We start from the raw sequence: 22,730 nt of genomic DNA on the forward strand, positions 1-22,730 counted from the left end.
TTATGTTTCGTCATGAAAAACACCCCAATCGTTGGATGAGCGTCCAACTTTTGGGGTGCAGTTCACCAGTGGGTTGCCCGTTTTACTTGCTCGCTAGGTTTAAACCGATGATCGGTTTACAACAGTGCTAGACCGCCTTGGGTTCGCTCATCAATCCCTTGATAATGGCATAGCAGGCCACTAGCAGAATGATGGTAAACGGGAAGCCGGTAGAAACCGCCATGGTTTGCAGCGCTGTCAGGCCACCGCCTAGCAGTAGCGCAATGGCAATCGCGCCTTCGATGATCGCCCAGAAAACGCGCTGTGGCGTCGGTGCATCGACCTTACCGCCAGCGGTGATGGAATCAATCACCAGTGAGCCAGAGTCAGACGACGTCACGAAGAACACGATGACTAGCACAATGGCTACGAATGAGGTGATTTGTGATAACGGTAGCTGCTCGAGCATTATGAATAGCTGCAGATCAACGCCTGCATCGCGAACGGCCTCAATGCCTTGGCTGACGTACTGATCAATGGCTGTGCCACCAAACGTGGTCATCCATAGTACTGATACCGTGGACGGCACCAGCATCACCGAGACCAGAAATTCACGCACTGTACGGCCGCGGGATACCCGCGCGATAAACATACCAACATACGGAGACCAGGAGATCCACCAGGCCCAGTAGAAGGCTGTCCAGCCCTGGCTGAAGTTGGCATCTTCACGACCAAAAGGATTCGATAACGCAGGCAGATGAACCGCATAGTTCCAAAGGTTTTCAAAGAAGCCCGTGGCAATCATCAGGGTAGGGCCAACCGCAATCACAAAGAAAAGTAGCATTGCGGCAAGAATAATATTGATTTTGGAGAGCAGTTGTACGCCCTTATCAACGCCTGCCACGATTGAGCCGATGGCGATCATCGTAATACCGATGATCAACAGGATCATGGTGATATCACTTTCTGGCGCACCAAACAGGTAAGTGAGGCCTGCTGCTGCTTGGGTTGCCCCTAAACCAAGGGATGTAGCCAAACCAAACAAAGTGGCAAACACTGCCAAAATATCAATTACGTGGCCTGGCCAGCCCCATACGCGCTCACCCAAAAGAGGGTAGAACACTGAACGCATGGATAGCGGCAGGCCCTTATTGAAAGAGAACAGCGCCAGCGAAAGTGCGACCACAGCGTAAATCGCCCAGGGGTGCAGCCCCCAGTGGAAGATGGTTGCGGCCATAGCTAACGCTTCAGCACCGGCAGCATTACCTTCCGCGCCCGCAAGCGGCGCCCAGCTGCCACCGTCAAATGAAGTGCCAAAGTGCGTCAGCGGTTCGTTAACGCCGAAGAACATCAGACCAATCCCCATGCCCGCAGCAAACAGCATCGAGAACCAGCCCATATAGGTAAAATCCGGTTTGGCTTCAGCGCCACCAATACGGATTTTACCTAACGGTGAAAAGATCAGGCCAACACACAAAATAACGAATATATTCGCCGCGAGGATAAAGAACCACGCCAGGTTGCCGGTTAAAAAGCTGAAAATGGCGTCATAAATAGGCGCGATGGTGTCTTGCAGTGCAAGGGTTAGTACCACAAACAGCAGTACGATAACGGCTGAGATACTGAACACCTTGCCGTGGAGGTCAAGATTGAGACCCAGGGTGTTGGTGGTGATGTTGTCTTGGCCGATAACGTAATCGGTATCAATCAGATTGGCCGCACCCTCTGGGGCAGGTATGCCTTCAGAGACCGGCTCTTCAGGGGGGCGTTTATCGTCGTGGTTATCCACAGAAGCCTCTCTAGTTAGGTGAAGTAGTAGGTTTAACAGAAACCAAAATGTGGTCATCAGCCAGCATTGCATGGCGCGCGCTCAGGTGCTCACAATAGCAAATCTGTAATCACAGTATTCAACGTAATGTGAACCATGGCACTTAAACAGTACTTAATAGCAGGGCTCAAAACAGTTCTTAAAACGACAACAGAGGGCCGAAGCCCCCTGATGTCGTGACTGCATGGTTCGTTTAGCTATCGAGCCACTCTGCAACTACGTCTTGGTTATCTTCAACCCACTGCTTCGCGTTTTCATAGGGGTCGCTGCCATCTTCCTGATTCATTAGCATGACTTCGCCCATCTGCTCAGGCGTCCACTCGAAAGCGTCGAGAATCGCATACGCTTCCGGCATGTCATCTTCCAGGCCTTGGCGAACCGCGGTATGGATCTGCTCCGCACCGCCATAGACGTTCTCAGGATCTTCTAGATACTTCAAATCAAAGCGGGCAAACATCCAGTGAGGCGTCCAGCCAGTAACAACGACATCTTCTTCGTTATTGATCGCGCTGGATAACGCGGCGGTCATGGTGGCACCGCTGCCGCTACGCAGATTCAGCTCAAGGTCATAGGTATCCACAACCTCTTCGGTGAGGCTCATTAAGCCTGCACCGGGGTCAATACCGATGATCTCGCCATTAAAGCTGTCGGCGTTATCGTTAAGGTCAGCAATCGAGTCGACGTCGGTGTATGACGGAACAACGAGACCTAGCTTGGTGCCGTCCAGGTTGGGGCCAAGGTCTTCAATGCTATCACCCAAGCGCTCCATGTAATCAGCGTGAGTGGTTGGCAACCAAGCAGCAACGATAGCATCCGCATCGCCAGTGGAGAGCGCTTGGAACATGGCCGCTGCTGAGAGGGAGGTTAGGTCAACCTCATAGCCAGCCTGCTCAAGCACCGCGGCAATGACGTTAGTAGAAGCGACTTCGGATGACCACTCCACGTAGGCCAGGTTAATCGTGCCTTTCTCTTCTTCGGCTTGCGCCGCGCTGCTGACGGCAACGCCTGCACCTGCAAGCAGTGCCAGTGACGCAAGACGAATACGGAGGTTCAATGTGCGATGTTTCATTCACTTTCTCCCTTGGGTTTAAAGTTATTAACGTACACAGTTATCAACAAACACAGCTGCTGCAAAACACAGCATGGTGAGCATAGGGCGACTTAGCAAGCTAATGGCTCAACGCAGCCGCTTCTGCTCTCTTACTTTATCGTTTTACGTTACCCGTGCATTTTCGCTATTGTCGGGTTTTTCTGAGTGACTGCGTTAAGCGGTCAAGCAGCATGGCCAGAATAACCACTGCGATACCTGCTTCAAAGCCGTCGCCAGGGCGCAAGCGTTGAATAGCGCGCCATACTTCGCTGCCCAAGCCATCCGCACCGATCATGGCGGCAATTACCACCATGGAGAGAGCCAGCATAATCGTCTGGTTGATACCCGCCATAACGGTGGGCAGTGACAGCGGTAGCTGTACTTTGATTAGCTTCTGACCACGGGTGGCACCGTAGGCGTCGGCGGCTTCGATCAGCTCCACCGGTACTTGACGAATGCCAAGGGTGGTAAAGCGAATAGCCGGGGGCATTGAGAAAATCACTGTGGCAAAAATCGCCGAGACCGAGCCAATCCCGAAAAAGGGAATCGCTGGAATTAAATAAACGAAGGCAGGCATGGTCTGCATAAAATCCAGAATCGGCATAATGACCCGGTAAAGCCGATTGGATAGCGCCGCCGCAATACCTACCGGTAAGGCGATGACCACCGCCACCATGGTAGCGAACACCACCAGCGTGAGCGTCTCGATCATCGGATTCCAGAGACCCAGGTTCCAAATCAGTGCCAAACCAGCGACGGCGCCGATGGCAAGCCGAGAGCCCGCCAACTTCCAGCAGAGCAGTGCGATTAACGCGAGCAGCGCCCACTCAGGCAACCACATCAAGCTGTCATTTAAAACATCGATACCTGTTTGCGTGAAACGCGATATACCGCGGGTAACCAGGGAGTATTCGCTGGTTAACCAAGTCAGACCGCTTTCAATCCATTCACCTAGCGGGATGCGTGGGATATCCATTATTGCTCTCCTGCACGTGCCAGTTCATCGAGTACTGCGCCTTTAACCACCACACCCAGGAGCTGTTCCTGCTTATCAATAACGGCGATAGGGAAGCTCTTTTCACTAAACATGGCGAACAGGTTGTGCAGCGGCTCATCCATGGGGACTTTGCGGAAATCTTGGGTTAAGTAGGGGATGATCGAGTCGTCACCCGCTTGAATGGCCTTGCTGGCGGCATCGGCCTCAAGCAGGCCGAGCAGGCGGCGGTCGCGGTCAACCACATAGATAGAGTCGATTGCATGGTCACGCATACGGTGCAGTGCCGTGCGTGGGCCATCGCTCTCCCGTGCGGTGGAGCGCAGTGGTCGCATGGCGCTCTCGGCGGTCAAAATACGCGCTCGGTCAACGCCTTCGATAAAGCGCCGCACGTAGTCGTCAGCTGGTTTGGTGAGGATCTCTTCCGGCGTGCCGATCTGTACCACTTCGCCATCTTTCAACAGCACGATGCGGTCGCCAATATTGAGCGCCTCGTCCAAATCGTGGGTGATGAAAACCGTGGTCTTTTGCATTTTGGATTGCAGCTGTAAAAGCTCTTGCTGCATATCTTTGCGAATCAGCGGGTCGAGCGCTGAGAAGGCTTCGTCCATCAGTAGAACGGTGGCATCGTTCGCCAGTGCGCGGGCTAGGCCAACCCGCTGCTGCATGCCGCCGGAAAGCTGGTTGGGGTAAGCGTCTTCCCAGCCCTCCAGGCCCACTTGTTTCAACGCGTTGTGGGCAATTTTTTGCCGCTCAGTCTTCTCTACGCCGCGAATTTCCAAACCGAACTCGGCATTTTGCTGCACAGTGCGGTGGGGAAATAGCGCGAAATTTTGAAATACCATAGAGAAGTGTCGGCGGCGACACTCTAGCAGCGCTTTCTCTTTTAGCGTCGGAATGTTTTCACCGTCGATAATGATTTCACCTTCGGTGGTTTCAATCAGACGGTTCAGGCAGCGGATCAAGGTCGATTTGCCCGACCCTGATAGCCCCATGATGACGAGTAGCTCGCCTTCATAAACATCAAACGAAATATTGGATAGCCCCAGCGTCTGGCCGGATTTCTCCAGGATTTCGGGGCGTTTCATTCCCTGGTTACGTAGCTCAATGGCTTTTTGTGGTTGCTTGCCAAAGACTTTGCTTAAGCCGCGCACTTTAATTTTGACGGGTCGTGTCTCGTCCATCGGCGATGCCTTTTTGTTGAACAGAATGGGCGGATGTCATTGCTTAGCCATTCATAAAGAAATAAGAGTTTGAGTCGGATAATTTATTAAAAATTATTATACATAGGTAGGGGCAGTGTGTCACAACGGCTCGCTCAACGGGGCAATTAACGTTACATGTGTCATTTTTCACCCACCAGAGGTGTTTCGCTGCACGCTTATAGCAATATGCTTGTTTTGTTTTAAGTTTTTGATTTTTATTGTTTTATCTTTTTTTTTATGGATTTGGCACGCAAAGTGAATGGGGTGGGTGTAGGCGACTTATTGTCTGTGTAAGATTGGTTAGCCATTAGTCAGCGAGACGTTTAGAAACATACGGTGTTAGCAATGGAGGTGGGTATTATGGATAAGCATCACGACCACACTGAGAGTAAGCAGGTTTCCAACCGCCCACGCTGGTTAACGCTATGTATGATGGCGACGGCAGCAAGTGTACTTGTACTAGCCGGTTGTGGTGATAATGAAGAGGCAGCGCCGCCTGCGGATGAAGCTTCTCCCTTAGAGCAGGACGCGACTTCTCAGCCAGAACCGAGCATGAACGAAGAGCCCGCGATGGAGGAGGATCCTGGTTTAGGTGATGACCCCGCTACAGAAGGCGATATGTCACAGTCTGAAGGAACGATGTCTGAAGACTCCATGCCAGAAGACACCATGGACGAGCCAGCAGAAGGTACGATGAACCCTGATGAGGACGAGCCTGGGTTTGGTGAAGGTACCGATCCTATGCCCGGTACTGAAGACGATGAAAATTCAACCGCTAATTAATTAGTTAACTTTTTGAGTAACTGTTTTTAACCCACTGTTTTAAGTATAGGTAAGTGTACCGCTCCCTACGATGGTAAATCGACCCAGCTGTTTGTTCCCTGCGGCTGCTCCACACGGTTTACCATCCTTTACGCCCCCGCGCCCGCGGGGGTTTTTTTGTCTGCTTTTTAGCTATTGCCTACTTTCTACTTGTCTACTTTCTAATTAGCGTTTGTCGTTTCTCAATTGAGCTACTTGATTTAGCTGCTTTTGGCGGTGGCTACTCCTCATTATCTTCCAGACGGCGATAGAGCGTCCGACGAGCAATTCCAAGAACTTCGGCAGTGCGTCGCTTGTTCCCACCGGTGGCTTCCAACACTTTGTTAATATAGCGCTTTTCGACCTCTTCTAAACTGGGCCAGCGGATTGGCGGCGGTGTGGGCATCTGTCCGCTGGCTAGCACTTCGCCGCTCACAGTGGGCACTAGAGGGCTACCGGTTTCCACCGTCGATTGCTCACGCAGACGCTCGGGCAGATCTTTATAGCTGAGCGAGCCATCCTCACTTAGGGTAACGGCCCGCATAATGGCGTTTTCCAGTTCGCGAACGTTACCGGGGTAGGCGTAGTTGAGCAGGTTGTTGAGCGCTTCCGGCTCGATTTGCTCGATCTGTTTACCCTGTGCTTCCGCGTGCTTATCGATAAGCGCAAACACAAGGTGCTCAATATCGGTACCGCGCTCGCGCAGCGGGGGAATGCGCAGTGAGAATGTCTCCAAGCGGTAGAATAAGTCGCTGCGGAAATTCTCCTGTTCGATCTCTTTCTCCAGGTTGCGGTGAGTCGCGGCGATAATTCGTACATCAACCGGTTCTTCTCTTTCTCCGCCCACCGGGCGCACGGTCTTTTCCTGTAAAGCGCGCAGGAGTTTAGCCTGCAGATTGATGGGCATTTCACCAATCTCATCTAAAAACAGGCTGCCGCCCTGGGCGCTTTGGAAGAGGCCTTTGCGCGCTTCATTAGCCCCGGTAAAGGCGCCTTTAACATGACCAAAGAACTCACTCTCCATCAAATCCGCAGGAATGCTCGCACAGTTAACCGGTACAAATGGCTGGTCATGGCGAGGGCTTTCCTGGTGAATGGCGCGGGCAAGTAGCTCTTTGCCGGTGCCGCTTTCACCCAAGATCAGAATGGGGGCATCGCTTTTGGCAAGGCGGGAGGCGTCATGAAATAGCGTCTGCATGACCTGGCTTTTACCCACAATGCCGTGGAAGTGGCTGATGTCAGCGTCGTGGGAAACTGCCAGACGTTGACGCTCCAGCACACGAAATACGGCATCGCGGATGGCATCAAGGTCTAACGGCTTGGTTAAAAAGTCGTCAGCCCCTAGCTTAAGTGCCTCAACCGCCTGGTCGATGGTACCAAAAGCGGTAATCACAATGATGCCCAGCTCACTGCCCGCCTGGCGGAGCTGTTGGAGTAGTTGAATGCCGGTCATGCCCGGCAGTCGCACATCGGTAATCACCAATGAGACGGAGGTGTGGCTTAGTAAGGCGATTGCCTCTTCAGCGCTAGGTACGCCGAGCGTCGTGTAGCCTGCATCCTGCAGTTCTTCTTCTAATAACTCGCGTATAGCGGCGTCATCTTCCACCACCAACAAAGGTAAAAGGGATTCCTGTTGGGTCACAAATGTTTTCCTCACGCGGATGCGGTTTCACTAATAGGTAGTGTAATTTCAAATCCAGCGCCGCCAAGGGCGCTGTTAAACACGCCGATCGTACCGCCGTGGTCGTTAATAATGCGATGTACCATAGAGAGTCCCAACCCGCTGCCTTGGCCGACTGGTTTGGTAGTGAAAAAAGGGTCGAACACTTTATGGTGATGCGAGCTGGGTATTCCCGGTCCGTCATCTTCCACCCACAGTATCAATTCGTGTTCTTGCTGCTGGGCGTGTACCCGAATGCGGCTTACTTCGGGGGCTTGCGCGGCATTGCGCAGTAAATTGGTCAGCACCTGTACAATTTGTTGGCCGTTAGCGAGTAAGTGGGGTGTAGGCTTCGGTAATTCAACGTCTAAGCGAATATTGCGTGGTTCCAGCTCATCTTCCACCAGGTCTTTGGCACTTATAATAAGCTGATCGAGCGCTTGCTCACCTTTTTCCACGTTATGTTGGCGGCCTAATTCCATCAGTTGGCGCACAATTTCAACGATGCGCTCAACTTCGCCGCGTATGCGGCCCAATCGCGCTCGTTCGTCATCACCAATAACACTGCGGCGAGCCAGGCGCTGGGCCTGGCCGTTAATCACCGTCAGCGGCGCGCCTATCTCGTGGGCCACGCCGGCTGCCAGTACGCCCAGTTCAGCCAGCTTTTTCGATTTACGCAGGCGCTTTTCAAGCTCTATTTCGCGCCGCTGGCGCTCCTCAATTTCATGGTCTTTCTCGGCCATCGCGTCCAGCATGCCATTCAAACCGGAAGCGAGGCGGCGGTATTCGGTGGGGCCGTTTTCGGTGGCACGCTGGCTGCGATCACCATCTTCTACCAGCAGCATTACGTGCAGCAGCCGGTTAAGCGGCCGCTCAATATGGCGCCGGAAGCCCCACCAAATACTAAACACGATCCCGGCGGCGCCAATCACAAACACCAACACGGCCACAATGCTGATAAACCCCGTGTAGTTCTCAATACCGGTATTGAGCCGATTGACCTGTAGTACCCCATACACAGTGCCATCTTGGGAGCGCAGTGGTGTCAACGCAGAGTAGTAGTTCCAACCATCATGTTGGCGATAATTGCTATATAAGTCATCGCGCTCAATGACTTGCTGAATCTCTTCGCGACTGAAAATATCTTTACCAAGGCCCAGGCCGTAAATATCGCGACCCTGCGTATCGAATACATAAGCGCCGTAAATGCGGTGAAATGAGAACGCTGACTGAAGCGCTTCTTCAAGCGGTGTACTGCTGTCTGGCGTCACCGCGTAGCTGAGCGAAGAGCTCAGCGTGCGGGTAATAATCTCCACTTCCGTTTGTAGCTTCGAACGTACATTATCCTCAAGCGACTTGATCGCCACTAAGCTAAACACCACCAGGATGACAAACAGCGGCACAATCACCGTCAAAATAATTAAATTGCGTAATCGCATGGGGCATCCATGGTGGTGTTAATACGGTTTAGTATCAGCGGTTGAGTGGAGTGCTACTGGTCTGTTGGTGCTAGGCGATACAAGCCGCCCTGTGGCTCATCAGTCAGCAGATAAATAGCGTCATCAGGGCCTTGGCGAACATCGCGAATGCGACCCACTTCGCCTTGTAAAATCAGCTCCTCTTCGGCGACCCGGCCCTCATCTAGGCGCAAACGCAGCAGTTTCTCGCTACCTAAGCCGCCGGCTAATAAGCTGCCCTGCCACTCGCCGAAGGCTTCACTGGTAACTTCGGCAAGACCGGCAGGGGCAAAGCGACCTTCAAAGAGATACACGGGATCCACCATGCCGGGTAACGAATCTTCACCAATGGGCTCATTGGTCGCGTAGTCATTGCCCTGGCTGACGGTTGGCCAGCCATAATTGTTGCCCGCTTCGATATGATTCAACTCGTCGCCGGTGCGGGGGCCATGCTCTGACGCCCAGGCTTCGCCGTTACTGAGCACGGTCATGCCTTGAATATTGCGGTTACCCATGGAGTAAATTTCATCCAGCGTGGTGTCATCGCCGACAAAGGGGTTGTCATCTGGAACGCCGCCCGTGTCGGTAAGGCGCAGGGTAGAGCCTGCATGGTCATCGCGTGCCTGGGCGCGGGGTGGTTCACTGCCACGGTCACCAATACTCATCAGCAGGGTGCCGTCGGGCAACCACGCTAACCTTGAGCCGTAGTGGCGGCCAGGCCCGGAAGCGCGATCCTGTTCAAACAAGTGCTCCACCTCACCCAGCTGGTCATTTTGCCATTTTACCCGCGATAATGCCGAGCGGCTGTTGTTGCCGTCGGGCTTGCTCCAGGTGAAATAGATCCAGTCGTTATCACCGTTACTATTTTCGCCTTCAAAATCAGGATGTAACGTCACGTCCAGCAGCCCGCCCTGGCCCTGAGTACTTACTTCGGGCATGCCTTCCAAAGTGTTGGCTTCACCGCTTTCGGGGTCGACGAGTTTCAACTGCCCGCTGCGTTCGCTCACCAGGTAGCGGCCATCAGGTAGAAACGCCACCGCCCATGGGTGCTCGAACCCATCAGCGATGCGTTCAATGGAGAGCGTCAGGTGATCGGTCTCCAGCGACTCCTGAATGATTTCCGCCTTTGCAGTATTGATAGCGCTCGCCAGTACTAACCCGCTGAACCCAGCCAAAACCGCAGGCTTCAGTCGGGTCGAGTGGCTGTTGTTCATATAAAGCATAGCGTGCCCTCTGGTGAAATTAATCATTGGCATCCTTGCCAGTAGTCTAGCAGTGACCCTATCGCCACGTGGGGGTTCCACTATTACATCAGCAGGGCAAGTAGCACGGGCAGGTAAAACAGCGCTAACAACGTTGAGCAGAAGACCAGACTGGCCACATAGACGGGTTCGCGCTGGGCACGCTGCGCAAAGAGATAATTAAAGACTGCCACCGGCATACACATTTGCAGCACTAAAATACTTTGCGCCAGTGGCGGAAGGCCCACCCAGCCAGCGATCAGCCAGGCGACACCGGCGGCGAGCGGCACTCGCACCAGGCTAAACCCTAGCCCTGAACGCAGATTCTTCACCTGAATGCTGGCCAGTGATACGCCCAGGGTAATGAGCATTAGCGGTACCGTGAACCCCGACATCAAGTCCACCGTATTGGCCAACCAGGGCGGCAGGGCAGTGTCTGTCAGCAGCAACGCCATGGAGATGGCGATGGCGTACACCGTGGGTGTTTTGACAAGGGTTTTGAGCGGGTTGCCCTGACTATTAAGCACGGCCCCTAAGGTGAACTGAAACAGCGATACGGTCACCATCACCGTAATGCCGTAGGCAAACCCGGCACTACCAAAAGCATAGAGCACCACAGGCAAGCCCATGTTGCCGGTATTGGGGTACATCATGGGGGCAAGTAAAACCCGCCAACTGCGGCGCAACAGTTTTGCCACCAAAAAAGTCGAGGCCCCCATAGTGAGGATCACTAACGCGGCGGCCAGCATGGTTTGGCCAAAGGTGGTGGCATCAATATCGGCCCCCGCAAGAGAGGCCAATACCAGTGAGGGCGTACCAATGTTAAACACGAGCCGGGTAATGAAGTCGACCGGGTAGGGATGGCCTAGGCGTACCCACAGGTAGCCGAGCCCTGCACCCGCCAGCACAGGCGCCATGACGGCAAAAAGTTCGGCAAGCATTGGCTGTCCTTGGCAATCGTTAGCCGCCCATTGTCGTTAATAAGCGGGCTAACTGGCAAGGCTAACACTCGAATTAACCTACACCGTCGCGGCTGACGCGCGCCACGGTGCGGGCACTTGGCTACGTAAAAACTCTAGCAGCGCGTGGGTACGGCGGGTCTGGTGACCGTAAGCGTAGAGCAGTGTGATAGGGAGTGGCACCGGCTCCCAGCCGGACAGGCAGTTAATCAGCTCACCTGGATGATGCTGTTCGCGTTTTGCGGTTAACCAGTGTGAGAGCAAGCCGATACCCTGGCTGCGCGCAATGGCATCTATATGCAGGGTAGTGAGATCAACCCGCAGCCGTGAACGGGGCGGGTTAAAGGTGTATTCGCCATGCTCTGGATGAGTGAGCAGTAGCCCGTCTGAAGCCGTGCCCAACAGGTCTATCCAGGCGTGTTGGTTTAGCTCATCAGGATGGTGCGGCGTGCCAGCCGCTGCTAAATAGCGTGGGCTAGCATAAAGCCCGCGGGACAGGTGGCCCAGGCGCTCCTGGTTTAGCCCGCACTCATGAGTCGGCCCAAGCCAGACATGCACGCTATTGCTGTGCATTTTAGTGGGCGGCGTTTCTCGAGTGTGTAGCGTTAGCTCTACCTTGGGATGACGGTTTAAGAACGCATCAATGGCACTGGCTAACCAGCTGCGGGCCAGGGCACCGTGCACTTCAAGGGTAATTTCGCCGCTAATTTCCTCGCGCAGCTCAGCCAGTGCTTCCTGGCTATGCGCCGCCATTGCCAAAAGCTCAGTGCAGTAGTTGTGAAACAGCAGCCCCGCCTCGGTGGGAATTAAGCGGTTGGCCTGACGGCGCAGCAGCGGCTGGTTAAGCCGGGCTTCAAGCTGGCTGATTCGGCGGCTAAGGGTCGATTTGGCTAATCCGAGCTTCTGAGCACTGCGTGTCAAACTGCCCGTGGTCATCACATCGGCAAAGGCGGTCAGTTCGTCAAAGTCATACATGGTCAGGCCCACGGGAAAAGGGAGAAGGCTGATTGTGCCATTTTTCGGTGCGAATGGAAATAATAGGCATTTGTGTTCCGGTATGTTGAACGTACCGTCTCACCCCGATGTGCAAAGAGTGTGTAAAAATATTAATGCTAATAATTCGCATTTAATAGAGCGGATGCTTATCCACATTGCTCTCACACTTCTCAAACACTATGAAGGACGAAGTTATGTCTCCCTGTTTGCGCCGTACGCTGCTGGCCTGCGCTATCTCTTCGCTTGCCAGTAGTGCTCTATGGGCACAAGACGCGCCCCGCTTAGACGATATGGTGGTAACCGCGTCAGGTTTTGAACAGCAGATTACCAATGCACCTGCCTCTATCAGCGTGGTTTCCCGGGAAGAGTTGGAACAAGGCCACTATCAGAGTGTTACCGATGCGCTGCGCGATGTGCCCGGTGTGATTGTCACCGGCGGCGGGAGAGGGGATAACGGCCAGGATATCTCCATTCGCGGCATGCCCTCCCAGTACACCCTGATACTGGTCGATGGTCGCCCGCAGAATTCCCGTGAGTCCCGCCCCAATGGTAGCGCCGGGTTTGAGCAAGACTGGCTGCCGCCGCTACAGGCTATCGAGCGCATTGAAGTAGTGCGTGGGCCAATGTCGACGCTTTACGGCTCCGATGCCATCGGCGGGGTCATTAACGTGATTACCCGCAAGGTTGCGCAGGAGTGGCACGGTAATGTGCAACTCGACACCGTACTTCAGGAAAACAGCGACTCCGGTGATAGCCGCCAAGCCAACTTTTACCTGAGCGGCCCGCTGGTAGGGGATCGTTTAGGTCTTCAGCTCTATGGCCGTGCCTCGCAGCGCGATGAAGACACTATTCTCAACGGCTATGAAGATAAAAGCCTGCAAAGTCTTACTGCACGGCTGAGTTTTGCGGCGACTGATAACCATGACTTCACTTTTGAGGCGGGTATTACCGAGCAGGAGCGCGAATCACTGATGGGCAACTCGGCGCCATCCGAGGGCTGTCGCGGCGGCTGCTCCGATAGTTTTAATGAGTTCACCCACCAGCATGTCGCGGTGACCCACAGCGGGCGCTTCGAGTGGGGCACCAGCGAAACTTACCTTCAGCGTGAAAGTAGCGAAAACAAATCGCGGGATATTGAAATCATCAACACCACCGCCAAAACCAGCGCGGTCATTCCGCTAGGCATGCATATGCTGACGGTAGGCGCTAGCTACGAAGAGGAGTCGCTTGACGATAGTACGACAAATCAATTGCCTGGCTCTGATCGTAGTGAGATTGAGAATAGCCAGTGGGCCCTCTTTGTGGAAGATGAGTGGATGCTCACCGATGCTTGGGCACTGACCGGCGGGCTGCGTATTGATGACGACGATAACTACGGCAGCCACCTTAGCCCGCGGCTTTACAGCGTGTGGAATATGACGCCTGACTGGACGTTAAAAGGCGGCGTTTCAACCGGTTATCGAGCGCCCAACCTGCGCGAGATCACCCCCGACTGGGGGCAGGTCAGTCGTGGTGGCAATATTTACGGTAATCCTGACCTTGAGCCAGAGACCTCGCTCAATAAAGAACTGGCCCTGCTTTATGCCAACGACTCTGGCCTGAGCGGCAGCTTCACGCTGTTCCATAACGACTTTGACGATAAAATTACCCGAATAGCTTGCCCCATCGATATCTGTACGGATGGCGCTAACCAGTTTGGCAGCGACCCGACTTATCGCGTTAACGTTGATGAAGCGGTGACTCAAGGCGTAGAGGCGAGTGTGGCTGCGCCGTTAACCGATACCGTTGAGCTAACGGCCAGCTACACCTATACCGATAGCGAGCAAAAAAGCGGTGAGTATGCCGGCGAGCCGTTAACACAGCTGCCTAAGCATCAGGTATCCGCCTCGTTAGATTGGCAAGACTCTGCCAAGTTGAGTCAATGGACAAAAGTCACTTACCGCGGCGAAGAGAGCCAACCGACTACCGGCCCTTCGAGCAGTTCCATTGTGGCTCCTTCCTACACTTTTGTAGATGCAGGCGTTGGCTACCAGTTGAACGAAAGTACTCAACTGAACGCGGGTATCTACAACCTGTTCGACGAAACGATCGGCTACGACGAGTACGGCTATGTAGAAGATGGTCGTCGGGTTTGGTTAGGGCTCAACGTTGCCTTTTAAGCGCTAGGTTGCCGTCATCAAAGCAACACTGCAGCGGCTATCCAGCGATAGCCGCTTTTTTAGCGGCTTAGGAAAGGGGGAGGGGGCAGAAACAAAAAAGCCCCAGCACATGGCCGGGGCAGAAGGAGAGCATCGAAACAGTAGCGAGCTGAAACCGATTAGAATTCGTAGCGGGCGGAGAGCCACAGACGGCGGCCTTCTTCGCTATTGGCGTAAACGTTGCCAAAGCTGGTGCCATCGCCGTAAGCACGGTAGTCGACAAAGTCTTTGTCAAACAGGTTATAGATCGTCGCGCTCAGATTAAGCTGATCGGTGACCGCGTAATTACCGCCCAAGTGAAACAGCGAATAGGCTTTAAAATCGCCCAGGTCATCAAACGAGGGGGCGCCGCGGACGCTTTCGCGGTTACGGTAGCGTTCGCTGCGGTACTCTGCTGAGAGCCAGGTATCCAGCTTTGCCGTTGCCTGCCAGCGCAGGGTGGCGTTAATGGCGTGTTCCGGGGTATCTGTCAGCGGCTCGCCCTTGTTATCGCCACTCTTCTGTTCGCTATCGGTGTAGGTGTAATTGGCGTTGACGCGCCAATCGGGAGCGAACTGGTAGCCAGTAGAGAGCTCAACCCCCTGGGTGATCGCCTCGTCCACATTGACCTGTTGACTGTAAGTGCCGTCAGGAATCAGCGGGTCGTTTTCCACCAGAATATCGCTGCCGCTGGCAATCTTGTCGTCAAACTGGTTGTGGAACAGCGTGGCGCTGGCGGTAAAGCCTTGCTGGTTATCGTAATGGGCGCCGATCTCGCTACTAGTGCTGGTTTCCGGCTCAAGATCCGGGTTACCAATGGTCAGCACGGTGCCTTGGCCGGTAACGCCATTGATGCCATCGTGAAGATCATTAAGCGTAGGCGTTTTATAGCCGCGGCTCACGCCACCTTTTAATGTCCAGTTGGGCGTCGTGTTCCACACCAAGTAGCCGCGCGGGCTGAACTGGCTGCCAAAGGCGTCGTGGTGATCATAACGGCCGCCTAGGGTCAGGGCTAAATCGTCCCGCAGCATCCACTCATCTTCAGCAAACAGCGACCAGGTGGTCTGGGCAAAGGTCTCACCGGCCAAGCCGTCGTCAAGCTCCGCATCCCACCACTGCATACCCACGGTGGCCATATGGTTGTCTAGCGGCATGATGAATTTGCTGTCGAGCACGGTATTGGTGGTTTCCAGCTCCCGTGGAGCACCACCTACAATGCCAGGAAAACCCTCATAAGCGACGCCCGTATCACCAGGAATCGTGCGGCCTTTGGTTTCGGTGGTGTTGCGCATCAGGCTGGATTCCAACGTACCCGAGGCAAAACGGCCGGTGTGGCCAATGGCGATTTGCTCGCGCTCAAAACGGAGTTCATCCGAATAGCCGTTGGCGCTGCCAGGGTCGGGCGCACAGCTACGGGTGCGACCATCCAGGGTGCCTAGCTGGCACTCGTCGTTGTCGTAGCGCTGGCGGCTCACTTCACCATCCAACCATAGGTCATGGCTGTCCGTGGGTGTCCAGGTTAGCTTGCCACCCAGACTGTACGTATCGCCTTCCACTAGGCTAGGGCCGCGCTGGTCGACTTCTACAGGTTCACCGTTGTTATCGGTATAGGTAAGCTCGGAAGCGTCACGCTCATAAATCCGCCCGCGCAGTTGAAGACCCAGGGTATCCTCTACCAGAGGGCCGCTGGTATAGAGATTGATCTCGCGGCGATCGCCGAAGTCGCGATCCTCGTTAAAGGTATTCTCAACCCCAATAGAGCCTGTCCACTCGCGGCCAACCCGGCGGGTAATAATATTGATGACACCGCCCATGGCGTCAGAGCCATACAGGGTCGACATCGGCCCACGAATCACCTCAATGCGCTCAATGCTGGAAACGGGTGGAAAGAAACTGGTGGAGGTTTCGCCAAAGCCATTGGGGGTCACGCTGCCCGCTGCGTTTTGGCGGCGGCCATCAATCAGGATCAGCGTATAGTCGCTGGGCATGCCACGGATACTAATGTTGCGACCACCAGTTTTGCCTACCGCTCCACCCACATCGACCCCTTCAACGTTGCGCAGCGCATCGGCGATGCTTGTCACCCGCGTGCGTTCCAACTCTTCACGAGAGATCACCGAGATACTGGCAGGCGCGTCGACCATCGCCTGTTCAAACCCGCTGGCCGAAACAACGATATTGTCCAGCTGTTGCTCTTCTTGAGCGGTGGCTGTGCCTGCAGAAACGGCAAGCGTGACGGCGCTAGCCAGAACAGAGCGAGTAAAGCGTGGCATGTCATTCCCTCTTGGTTACGATAATTATTAGCTAATGATATTAATTATCAAATAAAGGCGGGAGTCTAAAAAGAAAAGTTCCCAAACGCGAGAGAATGATTGAGGAACGTTGCGTTGCGCATACTGAAACAGTGAGAGGGTGGAGGAGTTGCAGGAAACGGAACACGCCATTCGCTGGAATAGTAGTGCAAGCGCTTTTGAGAATCGTTATTATCCTTGCCAAAGTACCGTATTGAGAGAAACTTATGCTGGTGGAAACGACATCAATGGCCGCCACCCTCGCTAAGAGCGGGCGTTTAGGTATGGTCGGTATATTGCTAAGTATTTTTGTGGCAGGCACTGCGCAAGCGCGCACGCTGGAAACCGCCTTTGGCGACGTAGACGTTGAGGGAACCCCAGAGCGCGTCGTAACACTCTACGAAGGCGCTTTGGACGCTGCCGTAGCGGCAGGCGTGAACCCGCTAGGCGCTGTGACGACGCGGGGTGGCGACAACGTGGCAAGCTACATTGAAGCGCATCTTGGTGAACACCCGCCGGCGATTATGGGCGTGGTGCGCGAGATCAATATCGAGGCCGTGCTGGCGCAGCAGCCGGATCTGATTTTGGCCCCCGCTCAGCTCTCTGATGAGCAGTATCAACTGCTGTCACGTATTGCACCCACGGTGGTGCCACCGACCCAGCCACTGGCGCCGGATAATTGGAAAGCGGAAGCCCGCCTTTACGGCGAAGCGCTTAATCGCCAGGCCGCCATTGCAGAAGCGATTGAGGCCGTTGAGCAACGCGCCGCCGAGGTCGCTGAGGCAGTAGGAAAGGCCGGTGTCGGTGGTAGCGCCTTCTTGGTGCGCTGGATGCCCGGTGGCCCCATGGTGATGTCGGAAAACCTTTTTTCTGCAGGTTTGTTAGCCCAAGCGGGGCTGGATGTTCAGGACGCTGGCCTGGTCGGCGAGCGCGGCGTACATAGCGATGTACTCAGCCTGGAAAACCTTTCCCAAGTGGACGGCGACTGGCTATTCCTGGCAACGCTCAACGAAGATGGTCAAGCGGCGGTGGACGCAGCCAAGCAAAGCAGCGCCTTTACGCGCCTAAACGTGGTACAGCAAGACCACGTAGTGCCGGTGGATGGCCAGCTATGGACAAGCGCCAATGGCCCGCTGGCCGCCCAGGCGATTCTTGACGATATAGAGGCAGCGCTGTTGCCGTGACGGTTCCACGTTTTGCAACGCCTAACGTTAGGCGTGCTACTCACCGAACGCTAATGCTGCTACTACTCACCGCCCTTGTGGCGGTGAGTCTCGTTAGTCTATTAATCGGCGCGGGTAGCGTTGGCCCGGGTAGGGCTCTGGCGCTACTGAGTGGCGCCCAGGACAGTGAAGCGCACTTCATCGTCTGGGAGCTGCGCGCACCGCGCACCTTGATTGGTATTGTGGTGGGCATGGCGCTGGGTGTCGCTGGCGCCCTGTTGCAAGCGGTTGCACGCAACCCGCTGGCTGAACCAGGGCTTTTAGGGGTTAGTGCGGGGGCGGCGTTTGCCGTGGCGCTGGCCTTAGTGCTGGGTGCCAGCGCCGCCACGTTACGCATTTCAGTCGCGCAGTTAGGTGCGCTGGTGGGTTGCGTGTGCGTGTTGAGCGTGGCGCGTTTTCGCGGTGTGGGTAACGACCCTATCCGGCTCGTGCTTGCCGGAGCCGCATTTTCGGGTCTGCTGGCCTCATTAACCTCATTGATACTGCTTTACGACCAGCGTGCCGCTGATGAAATTCGTTTCTGGGTGATTGGCAGCTTGGCAGGCCGCCGCTTGGATGACCTACTTGCCGTGCTGCCCAGTATGCTGGTCGCGTCAGTGATGGTTGTGCTGATTGCTCGGCCATTAGCTGCCCTGGCCCTAGGCGAACGAGTGGCCTCTGGTTTGGGCCATCACCCCAACCTCATTCGTTGGTTGGTCATCGCCTGCGTGGCGCTGTTGGTGGGGGCTGCCACCGCCATCGCCGGGCCCATTGCCTTTGTTGGGTTGGTGGTGCCGTTTGTCGCACGGGCCTTTGCCGGGCCTGATATTCGTCGCACGCTATGGTTTTGCCTGCCCATCGGGCCGCTGATCGTCCTCTCGGCCGATATCATCTCTCGGGTAGTGGTCGCTCCATCGGAACTACCGTTGGGCGTACTCACGGCGCTGTGCGGCGCACCCGTACTAATAGCGGTCGTACGTGCGCGCCGCCTACCGATGCTATGAATTCGCTCATGAAAACCACGCCGATAAAAAGCTCGTCTATGCCTTTCTCTTCGGAAGACCAGTTCCGCGCGGACGGCAATAACAACGTACCGCCACCGCAAGGTTACAGGCGATTCGCCTGGCGAAGCGGGAACGGTACGAACAGCCTATTGTTTGAGCAGCGTGCGGTAGCCGTTAACCTGGGGCTGTTTGGCGCGTTACTGCTTGCCAGCGTTATTTACCTAAGCCTGGGCAGCGTTAAGGTCGCCCCTATGGCAGTGCTGCAGGCGCTGTTTGGCAATGCAGATATGATGGCGAGCTTTGTGGTGCAGGAGCTACGCTTGCCGCGTTTGGCCGCCGCCGCTAGTACCGGGGCGGCCTTCGCGTTAGCGGGCATTCTGATGCAAACTCTGGCCCGTAATCGCTTGGCGACACCGGGTATTATCGGCATTGATAATGGCGCGACAGCGTTTGCAGTGGCCTCCCTCGTAGGCCTTGGCGTTTCCATCGCGCCGCCTGCCATGGCGTTAGCCGGGGCAACCACCGCGGCGGTACTCACCTTCGGGCTTGCCGCGGGCAACGGCACCCAGGGCTATCGCTTTATCGTGGCGGGGATTGGCGTGGGCGCGGTGTTTGGCGCGATAACGCAATTGATGCTGGCGCGCGTCGCCATTGATACCGCCAATGCCGCTTACCCATGGACGGTGGGTTCGCTCAATGCCCGCCCCAGCGGCGCACTGCAATTACTCATGCTCGGGTTGACGTTAGGGCTGGTCGCTGCCATGGCGTTAACCCGTTCGCTAACGCTACTGCGTTTCAAGGATGCCACCGCTAGCGGGCTAGGCGTGAACGTCAAGCGGCGCCGGTTGGAAGTACTGCTGCTGTCTGTCGCCTTGACGGGTTTGGCGGTGGCTGTTGCAGGCCCTGTGGGCATGGTGGGGTTGATTGGCCCCGAGATTGCCCGGTCAATGTCGAGCTCTCGTAGCGTGCCAGTTTTGGCGGCAACGCTGGCGGGGGCGTTGGTCATGGTGCTCGCCGACTTGGCCGGGCGTACGCTGCTGGCGCCGATCGAGATTCCGGTGGGTATCGTTACCGCCGTGGTCGGCGGGCCCTGGTTACTTTGGATATTAATGCGCCCGCAACGGAGCTTCACATGAGCCAATCTCCAACATCTACCATGCCTTCTCTTGCCACGCAGTCGCTCGGGATGAGTTATGGCACCCGGCAGGTGATCGATGGCTTGGATATCACCCTGCCTAGCGGCCAAGTGACTGCCATTGTGGGCCCTAACGGCTGCGGAAAATCGACGTTGTTGGCCGGGCTTGCTCGTTTACACAAACCCGATAGCGGTGCTGTATTGCTCGATGGCGCCGATATTCAGCGCCTTCCCACCCGCCAACTCGCTACGCAATTGGCGCTACTGCCCCAGGAAGCCGTTGCACCGGAGGGGCTCACCGTGACCGAGCTGATTCGTTTTGGTCGCCAGCCCCACCAAGGCTGGCTACGACAGTGGTCAGCAGAGGACCAGCGCGTGGTGCAGCACGCGCTAGCGGCGGCAGGGCTTGAACAACTCGCTGACAGGCCAATTGATGCGCTTTCCGGCGGCCAGCGCCAACGCGCCTGGATCGCCATGACCATCGCCCAACAAACCCCGCTGCTGTTGCTGGATGAACCTACCTCCGCGCTGGATCTGGGCCACCAGATAGAAGTGTTCGAGCTGGTAAAGCATCTTGCCCACCACGGCCGTACCGTGGTGATGGTGCTGCACGATCTCGCCAGCGCCTGCCGCTACGCTGACCATCTCATCGCCATGCGCGAAGGTCAGATTATCGCGGAAGGGGCTCCCGCTACTGTGGTTACGCCTGACCTTGTGCGAACGCTCTATCAAGTGGAGTGCACGTTGCTCACCGACCCTGATACCGGCAGCCCCTTGCTGGCCAATGTTCGCCGCTCCGCGGTGCCCGCTTACTAAGCAGGCTCTAGCCTTTCGCCGCATTGCTAAAGTTGCATTAAGTTGATGCCCTGCTAGAGATAGCGGGGCGATTTCATTACTCTATCGCCTCTAAACCTATTTCAGCTATAACAACCTCAGTAAGGAACACTCGTGTCCTCTCCTGCACACAGTTTTCAAGCGTTGCTACGGCTACTACGCTACGCCAAAGGCTATCGTCGGCGCATCATTGCCGCCACCGCCTGTTCGATTATCAATAAGCTGTTTGATATTGCCCCAGAGATTCTGATTGGTGTCGCCATCGATGTGGTGGTCAACCAGGAGCAGAGTTTTGTGGCCAGCCTCGGGTTTGAAACGCCTCAACAGCAGATCACCATGCTGGCGGTGCTGACGTTTGTTATTTGGGCAGGGGAGTCGCTGTTTGAGTACCTCTTTCAAATCCTATGGCGCAACTTAGCTCAACGCTTACAAGCGGATATGCGTCAGGATACCTACGAGCACGCCCAGCGGCTGGATATGGCGTTCTTCGAGTCGAAAAGCTCCGGTCAGCTTGTGGCCACCATGAACGATGACGTCAATCAGCTCGAGCGCTTTTTAGACGGCGGGGCTAACTCGCTTATTCAGGTGGTGGTCACCGTGGTGGCAGTGGGGGCGGTCTTCTTCGTGCTTTCGCCGCTGATCGCGCTGCTGGCGTTTACACCGATTCCGCTGATCATTTGGGGTGCGTTCTTCTTCCAGCGCAAAGCCGGGCCGCTTTACAGCGACGTGCGTGAAAAGGTGGGCGATTTAGCCAGCCGTTTATCCAACAACCTAAGCGGTATCGCGACGATTAAGAGCTTTACCAGTGAAGACCGCGAAGCTGAACGCCTGCGCGAGGCCAGCGAAGCCTACGTAGATGCCAATAGAAGGGCGATCAAGGTTAGCTCCGCGTTTATTCCAGTGATCCGCATGGCGATTTTGGCGGGCTTTCTGGCCACCTTTACTGTGGGCGGCATGATGGCGCTCAACGGCTCGCTGAATGTGGGTGCGTACGGTGTGTTGGTATTCCTGACGCAGCGGCTGCTCTGGCCGCTCACCGGTCTGGCGCAGGTAATCGACCTGTTCGAGCGCGCCATGGCCAGCACGCGGCGGATTCTCGATCTACTTGAAGTGCCGATTACCGTTAAAGACGATAGCACCACTCCGCTCGCTCAGCCGGTGCGCGGCGAAGTGACCATCGACAATGTGAGCTTTCACTACGCCACCAGTGGCGTTGGCGTGGAAAACATTCATTTACACGCACCTGCAGGCAACACTCTGGCATTAGTAGGCGCGACCGGCTCGGGCAAATCGACCCTCATCAAGCTACTGCTGCGCTTTTACGACCCGGAAAACGGGCGGGTACTCATCGATGGCCAGCCGATTACCGACGTCAGCATGAGCTCGCTGCGCCAGTCGATTGGCCTGGTCAGCCAGGATGTTTACCTGTTTGAAGGCAGCATTCGCGACAATATCGCTTACGGCAAACCTGACGCGGACGTAGCGGCGATTATCGACGCCGCCAAAACCGCCGAGGCGTGGAGCTTTATCGAAACGCTGCCCCAAGGGTTGGACACGCCGGTAGGGGAGCGGGGCGTGCGGCTTTCCGGCGGCCAACGCCAGCGGCTTTCTTTAGCGCGGGCGCTACTTAAAGACCCGCCTATTTTGGTGCTGGATGAAGCCACCAGCGCAGTGGACAACGAAACCGAAGCGGCCATTCAGCGCTCGCTTAAGCGCATCGCCCATGGCCGCACGGTGATTATGATTGCTCATCGGCTTTCGACCATCGTCCATGCCGATGAGATCGTCGTGATCGAGAAAGGCCAAGTGGCCGAGCGGGGTACTCATTCCAGCCTATTGGCAGCTAACGGCCACTACGCCGCCCAGTGGCGGGTGCA

Annotated in this window: 17 protein-coding genes; 7 read left to right on the forward strand and 10 right to left on the reverse strand. The window is 55.6% G+C overall.

What is annotated here, in order from left to right:
• Positions 1 to 127: 127 nt before the first annotated feature.
• From JI62_RS08375 to JI62_RS08390, 4 genes are all read right to left on the reverse strand, one after another.
• Entirely contained in the window at positions 128 to 1,768 is a 1,641-nt protein-coding gene (locus tag JI62_RS08375) for a BCCT family transporter (protein ID WP_088699725.1), read from the reverse strand.
• 232 nt (positions 1,769 to 2,000) lie between these two features.
• The gene (locus tag JI62_RS08380; RefSeq protein WP_088699726.1) at positions 2,001 to 2,876 is read right to left on the reverse strand and encodes a glycine betaine ABC transporter substrate-binding protein; all 876 of its coding nucleotides are present in this window, start codon (positions 2,874 to 2,876) and stop codon (positions 2,001 to 2,003) included.
• Between the two features lie 166 nt (positions 2,877 to 3,042).
• Positions 3,043 to 3,873 carry an ABC transporter permease gene (locus tag JI62_RS08385; protein WP_088699727.1) on the reverse strand — a complete coding sequence of 277 codons (831 nt, stop codon included), beginning with the start codon at positions 3,871 to 3,873 and terminating at the stop codon, positions 3,043 to 3,045.
• On the reverse strand, positions 3,873 to 5,075 hold the full coding sequence (locus tag JI62_RS08390; protein ID WP_088699728.1) for a quaternary amine ABC transporter ATP-binding protein: 1,203 nt from the start codon (positions 5,073 to 5,075) through the stop codon (positions 3,873 to 3,875). Before JI62_RS08390 ends, JI62_RS08385 begins: the two co-directional genes overlap by 1 nt.
• Positions 5,076 to 5,456: 381 nt before the next feature.
• On the opposite strand from JI62_RS08390, the gene JI62_RS08395 reads away from it, so the two are divergent.
• Positions 5,457 to 5,879, forward strand: coding sequence for a hypothetical protein (locus JI62_RS08395; protein WP_240513179.1), 423 nt, complete (start codon positions 5,457 to 5,459; stop codon positions 5,877 to 5,879).
• Positions 5,880 to 6,138: 259 nt separating this feature from the next.
• Here the strand turns inward: JI62_RS08395 and JI62_RS08400 are convergent, their stop codons facing one another.
• The 5 genes from JI62_RS08400 to JI62_RS08420 all read right to left on the reverse strand — a co-directional run bounded on the left by JI62_RS08400 (position 6,139) and on the right by JI62_RS08420 (position 12,189).
• Positions 6,139 to 7,539 (reverse strand): sigma-54-dependent transcriptional regulator, encoded by a 1,401-nt coding sequence (locus JI62_RS08400; protein ID WP_088699730.1) that lies wholly within the window; start codon positions 7,537 to 7,539, stop codon positions 6,139 to 6,141.
• Positions 7,540 to 7,550: 11 nt separating this feature from the next.
• A complete protein-coding gene (locus JI62_RS08405; protein WP_088699731.1) occupies positions 7,551 to 8,996 on the reverse strand; it encodes an ATP-binding protein in 1,446 nt (481 codons plus the stop codon).
• Positions 8,997 to 9,049: 53 nt separating this feature from the next.
• Positions 9,050 to 10,237: a PQQ-dependent sugar dehydrogenase gene (locus JI62_RS08410; protein ID WP_425348148.1), complete on the reverse strand. Its 1,188-nt coding sequence runs from the start codon at positions 10,235 to 10,237 to the stop codon at positions 9,050 to 9,052.
• Positions 10,238 to 10,320: 83 nt separating this feature from the next.
• Positions 10,321 to 11,196, reverse strand: a complete 876-nt coding sequence (locus JI62_RS08415; protein WP_088699732.1) for an AEC family transporter — start codon at positions 11,194 to 11,196, stop codon at positions 10,321 to 10,323.
• Positions 11,197 to 11,274: 78 nt separating this feature from the next.
• Entirely contained in the window at positions 11,275 to 12,189 is a 915-nt protein-coding gene (locus JI62_RS08420) for a LysR family transcriptional regulator (RefSeq protein WP_088699733.1), read from the reverse strand.
• 215 nt (positions 12,190 to 12,404) lie between these two features.
• On the opposite strand from JI62_RS08420, the gene JI62_RS08425 reads away from it, so the two are divergent.
• On the forward strand, positions 12,405 to 14,369 hold the full coding sequence (locus JI62_RS08425; RefSeq protein ID WP_088699734.1) for a ligand-gated channel protein: 1,965 nt from the start codon (positions 12,405 to 12,407) through the stop codon (positions 14,367 to 14,369).
• Between the two features lie 158 nt (positions 14,370 to 14,527).
• On the opposite strand, the gene JI62_RS08430 is transcribed toward JI62_RS08425, so the two are convergent.
• Positions 14,528 to 16,660 carry a TonB-dependent receptor domain-containing protein gene (locus JI62_RS08430; protein ID WP_088699735.1) on the reverse strand — a complete coding sequence of 711 codons (2,133 nt, stop codon included), beginning with the start codon at positions 16,658 to 16,660 and terminating at the stop codon, positions 14,528 to 14,530.
• A 302-nt stretch (positions 16,661 to 16,962) separates the two neighbouring features.
• Here JI62_RS08430 and JI62_RS08435 point away from each other — a divergent pair, with 302 nt between their 5' ends.
• The 5 genes from JI62_RS08435 to JI62_RS08455 all read left to right on the forward strand — a co-directional run.
• Entirely contained in the window at positions 16,963 to 17,862 is a 900-nt protein-coding gene (locus tag JI62_RS08435) for an ABC transporter substrate-binding protein (protein ID WP_425348147.1), read from the forward strand.
• A gap of 53 nt (positions 17,863 to 17,915) precedes the next feature.
• Positions 17,916 to 18,884 (forward strand): FecCD family ABC transporter permease, encoded by a 969-nt coding sequence (locus JI62_RS08440; RefSeq protein ID WP_088699736.1) that lies wholly within the window; start codon positions 17,916 to 17,918, stop codon positions 18,882 to 18,884.
• A 38-nt stretch (positions 18,885 to 18,922) separates the two neighbouring features.
• A complete protein-coding gene (locus JI62_RS08445) occupies positions 18,923 to 20,020 on the forward strand; it encodes a FecCD family ABC transporter permease (protein ID WP_430750719.1) in 1,098 nt (365 codons plus the stop codon).
• Positions 20,017 to 20,835, forward strand: coding sequence for an ABC transporter ATP-binding protein (locus tag JI62_RS08450; protein WP_088699738.1), 819 nt, complete (start codon positions 20,017 to 20,019; stop codon positions 20,833 to 20,835). Before JI62_RS08445 ends, JI62_RS08450 begins: the two co-directional genes overlap by 4 nt.
• 132 nt (positions 20,836 to 20,967) lie before the next feature.
• The coding region (locus JI62_RS08455; protein ID WP_088699739.1) for an ABC transporter ATP-binding protein at positions 20,968 to 22,730 on the forward strand (1,763 nt) is incomplete at its 3' end.

The sequence above is a fragment of the Halomonas campaniensis genome (genome assembly GCF_002211105.1).
GTDB classification, from domain to species: domain Bacteria; phylum Pseudomonadota; class Gammaproteobacteria; order Pseudomonadales; family Halomonadaceae; genus Vreelandella; species Vreelandella campaniensis_A.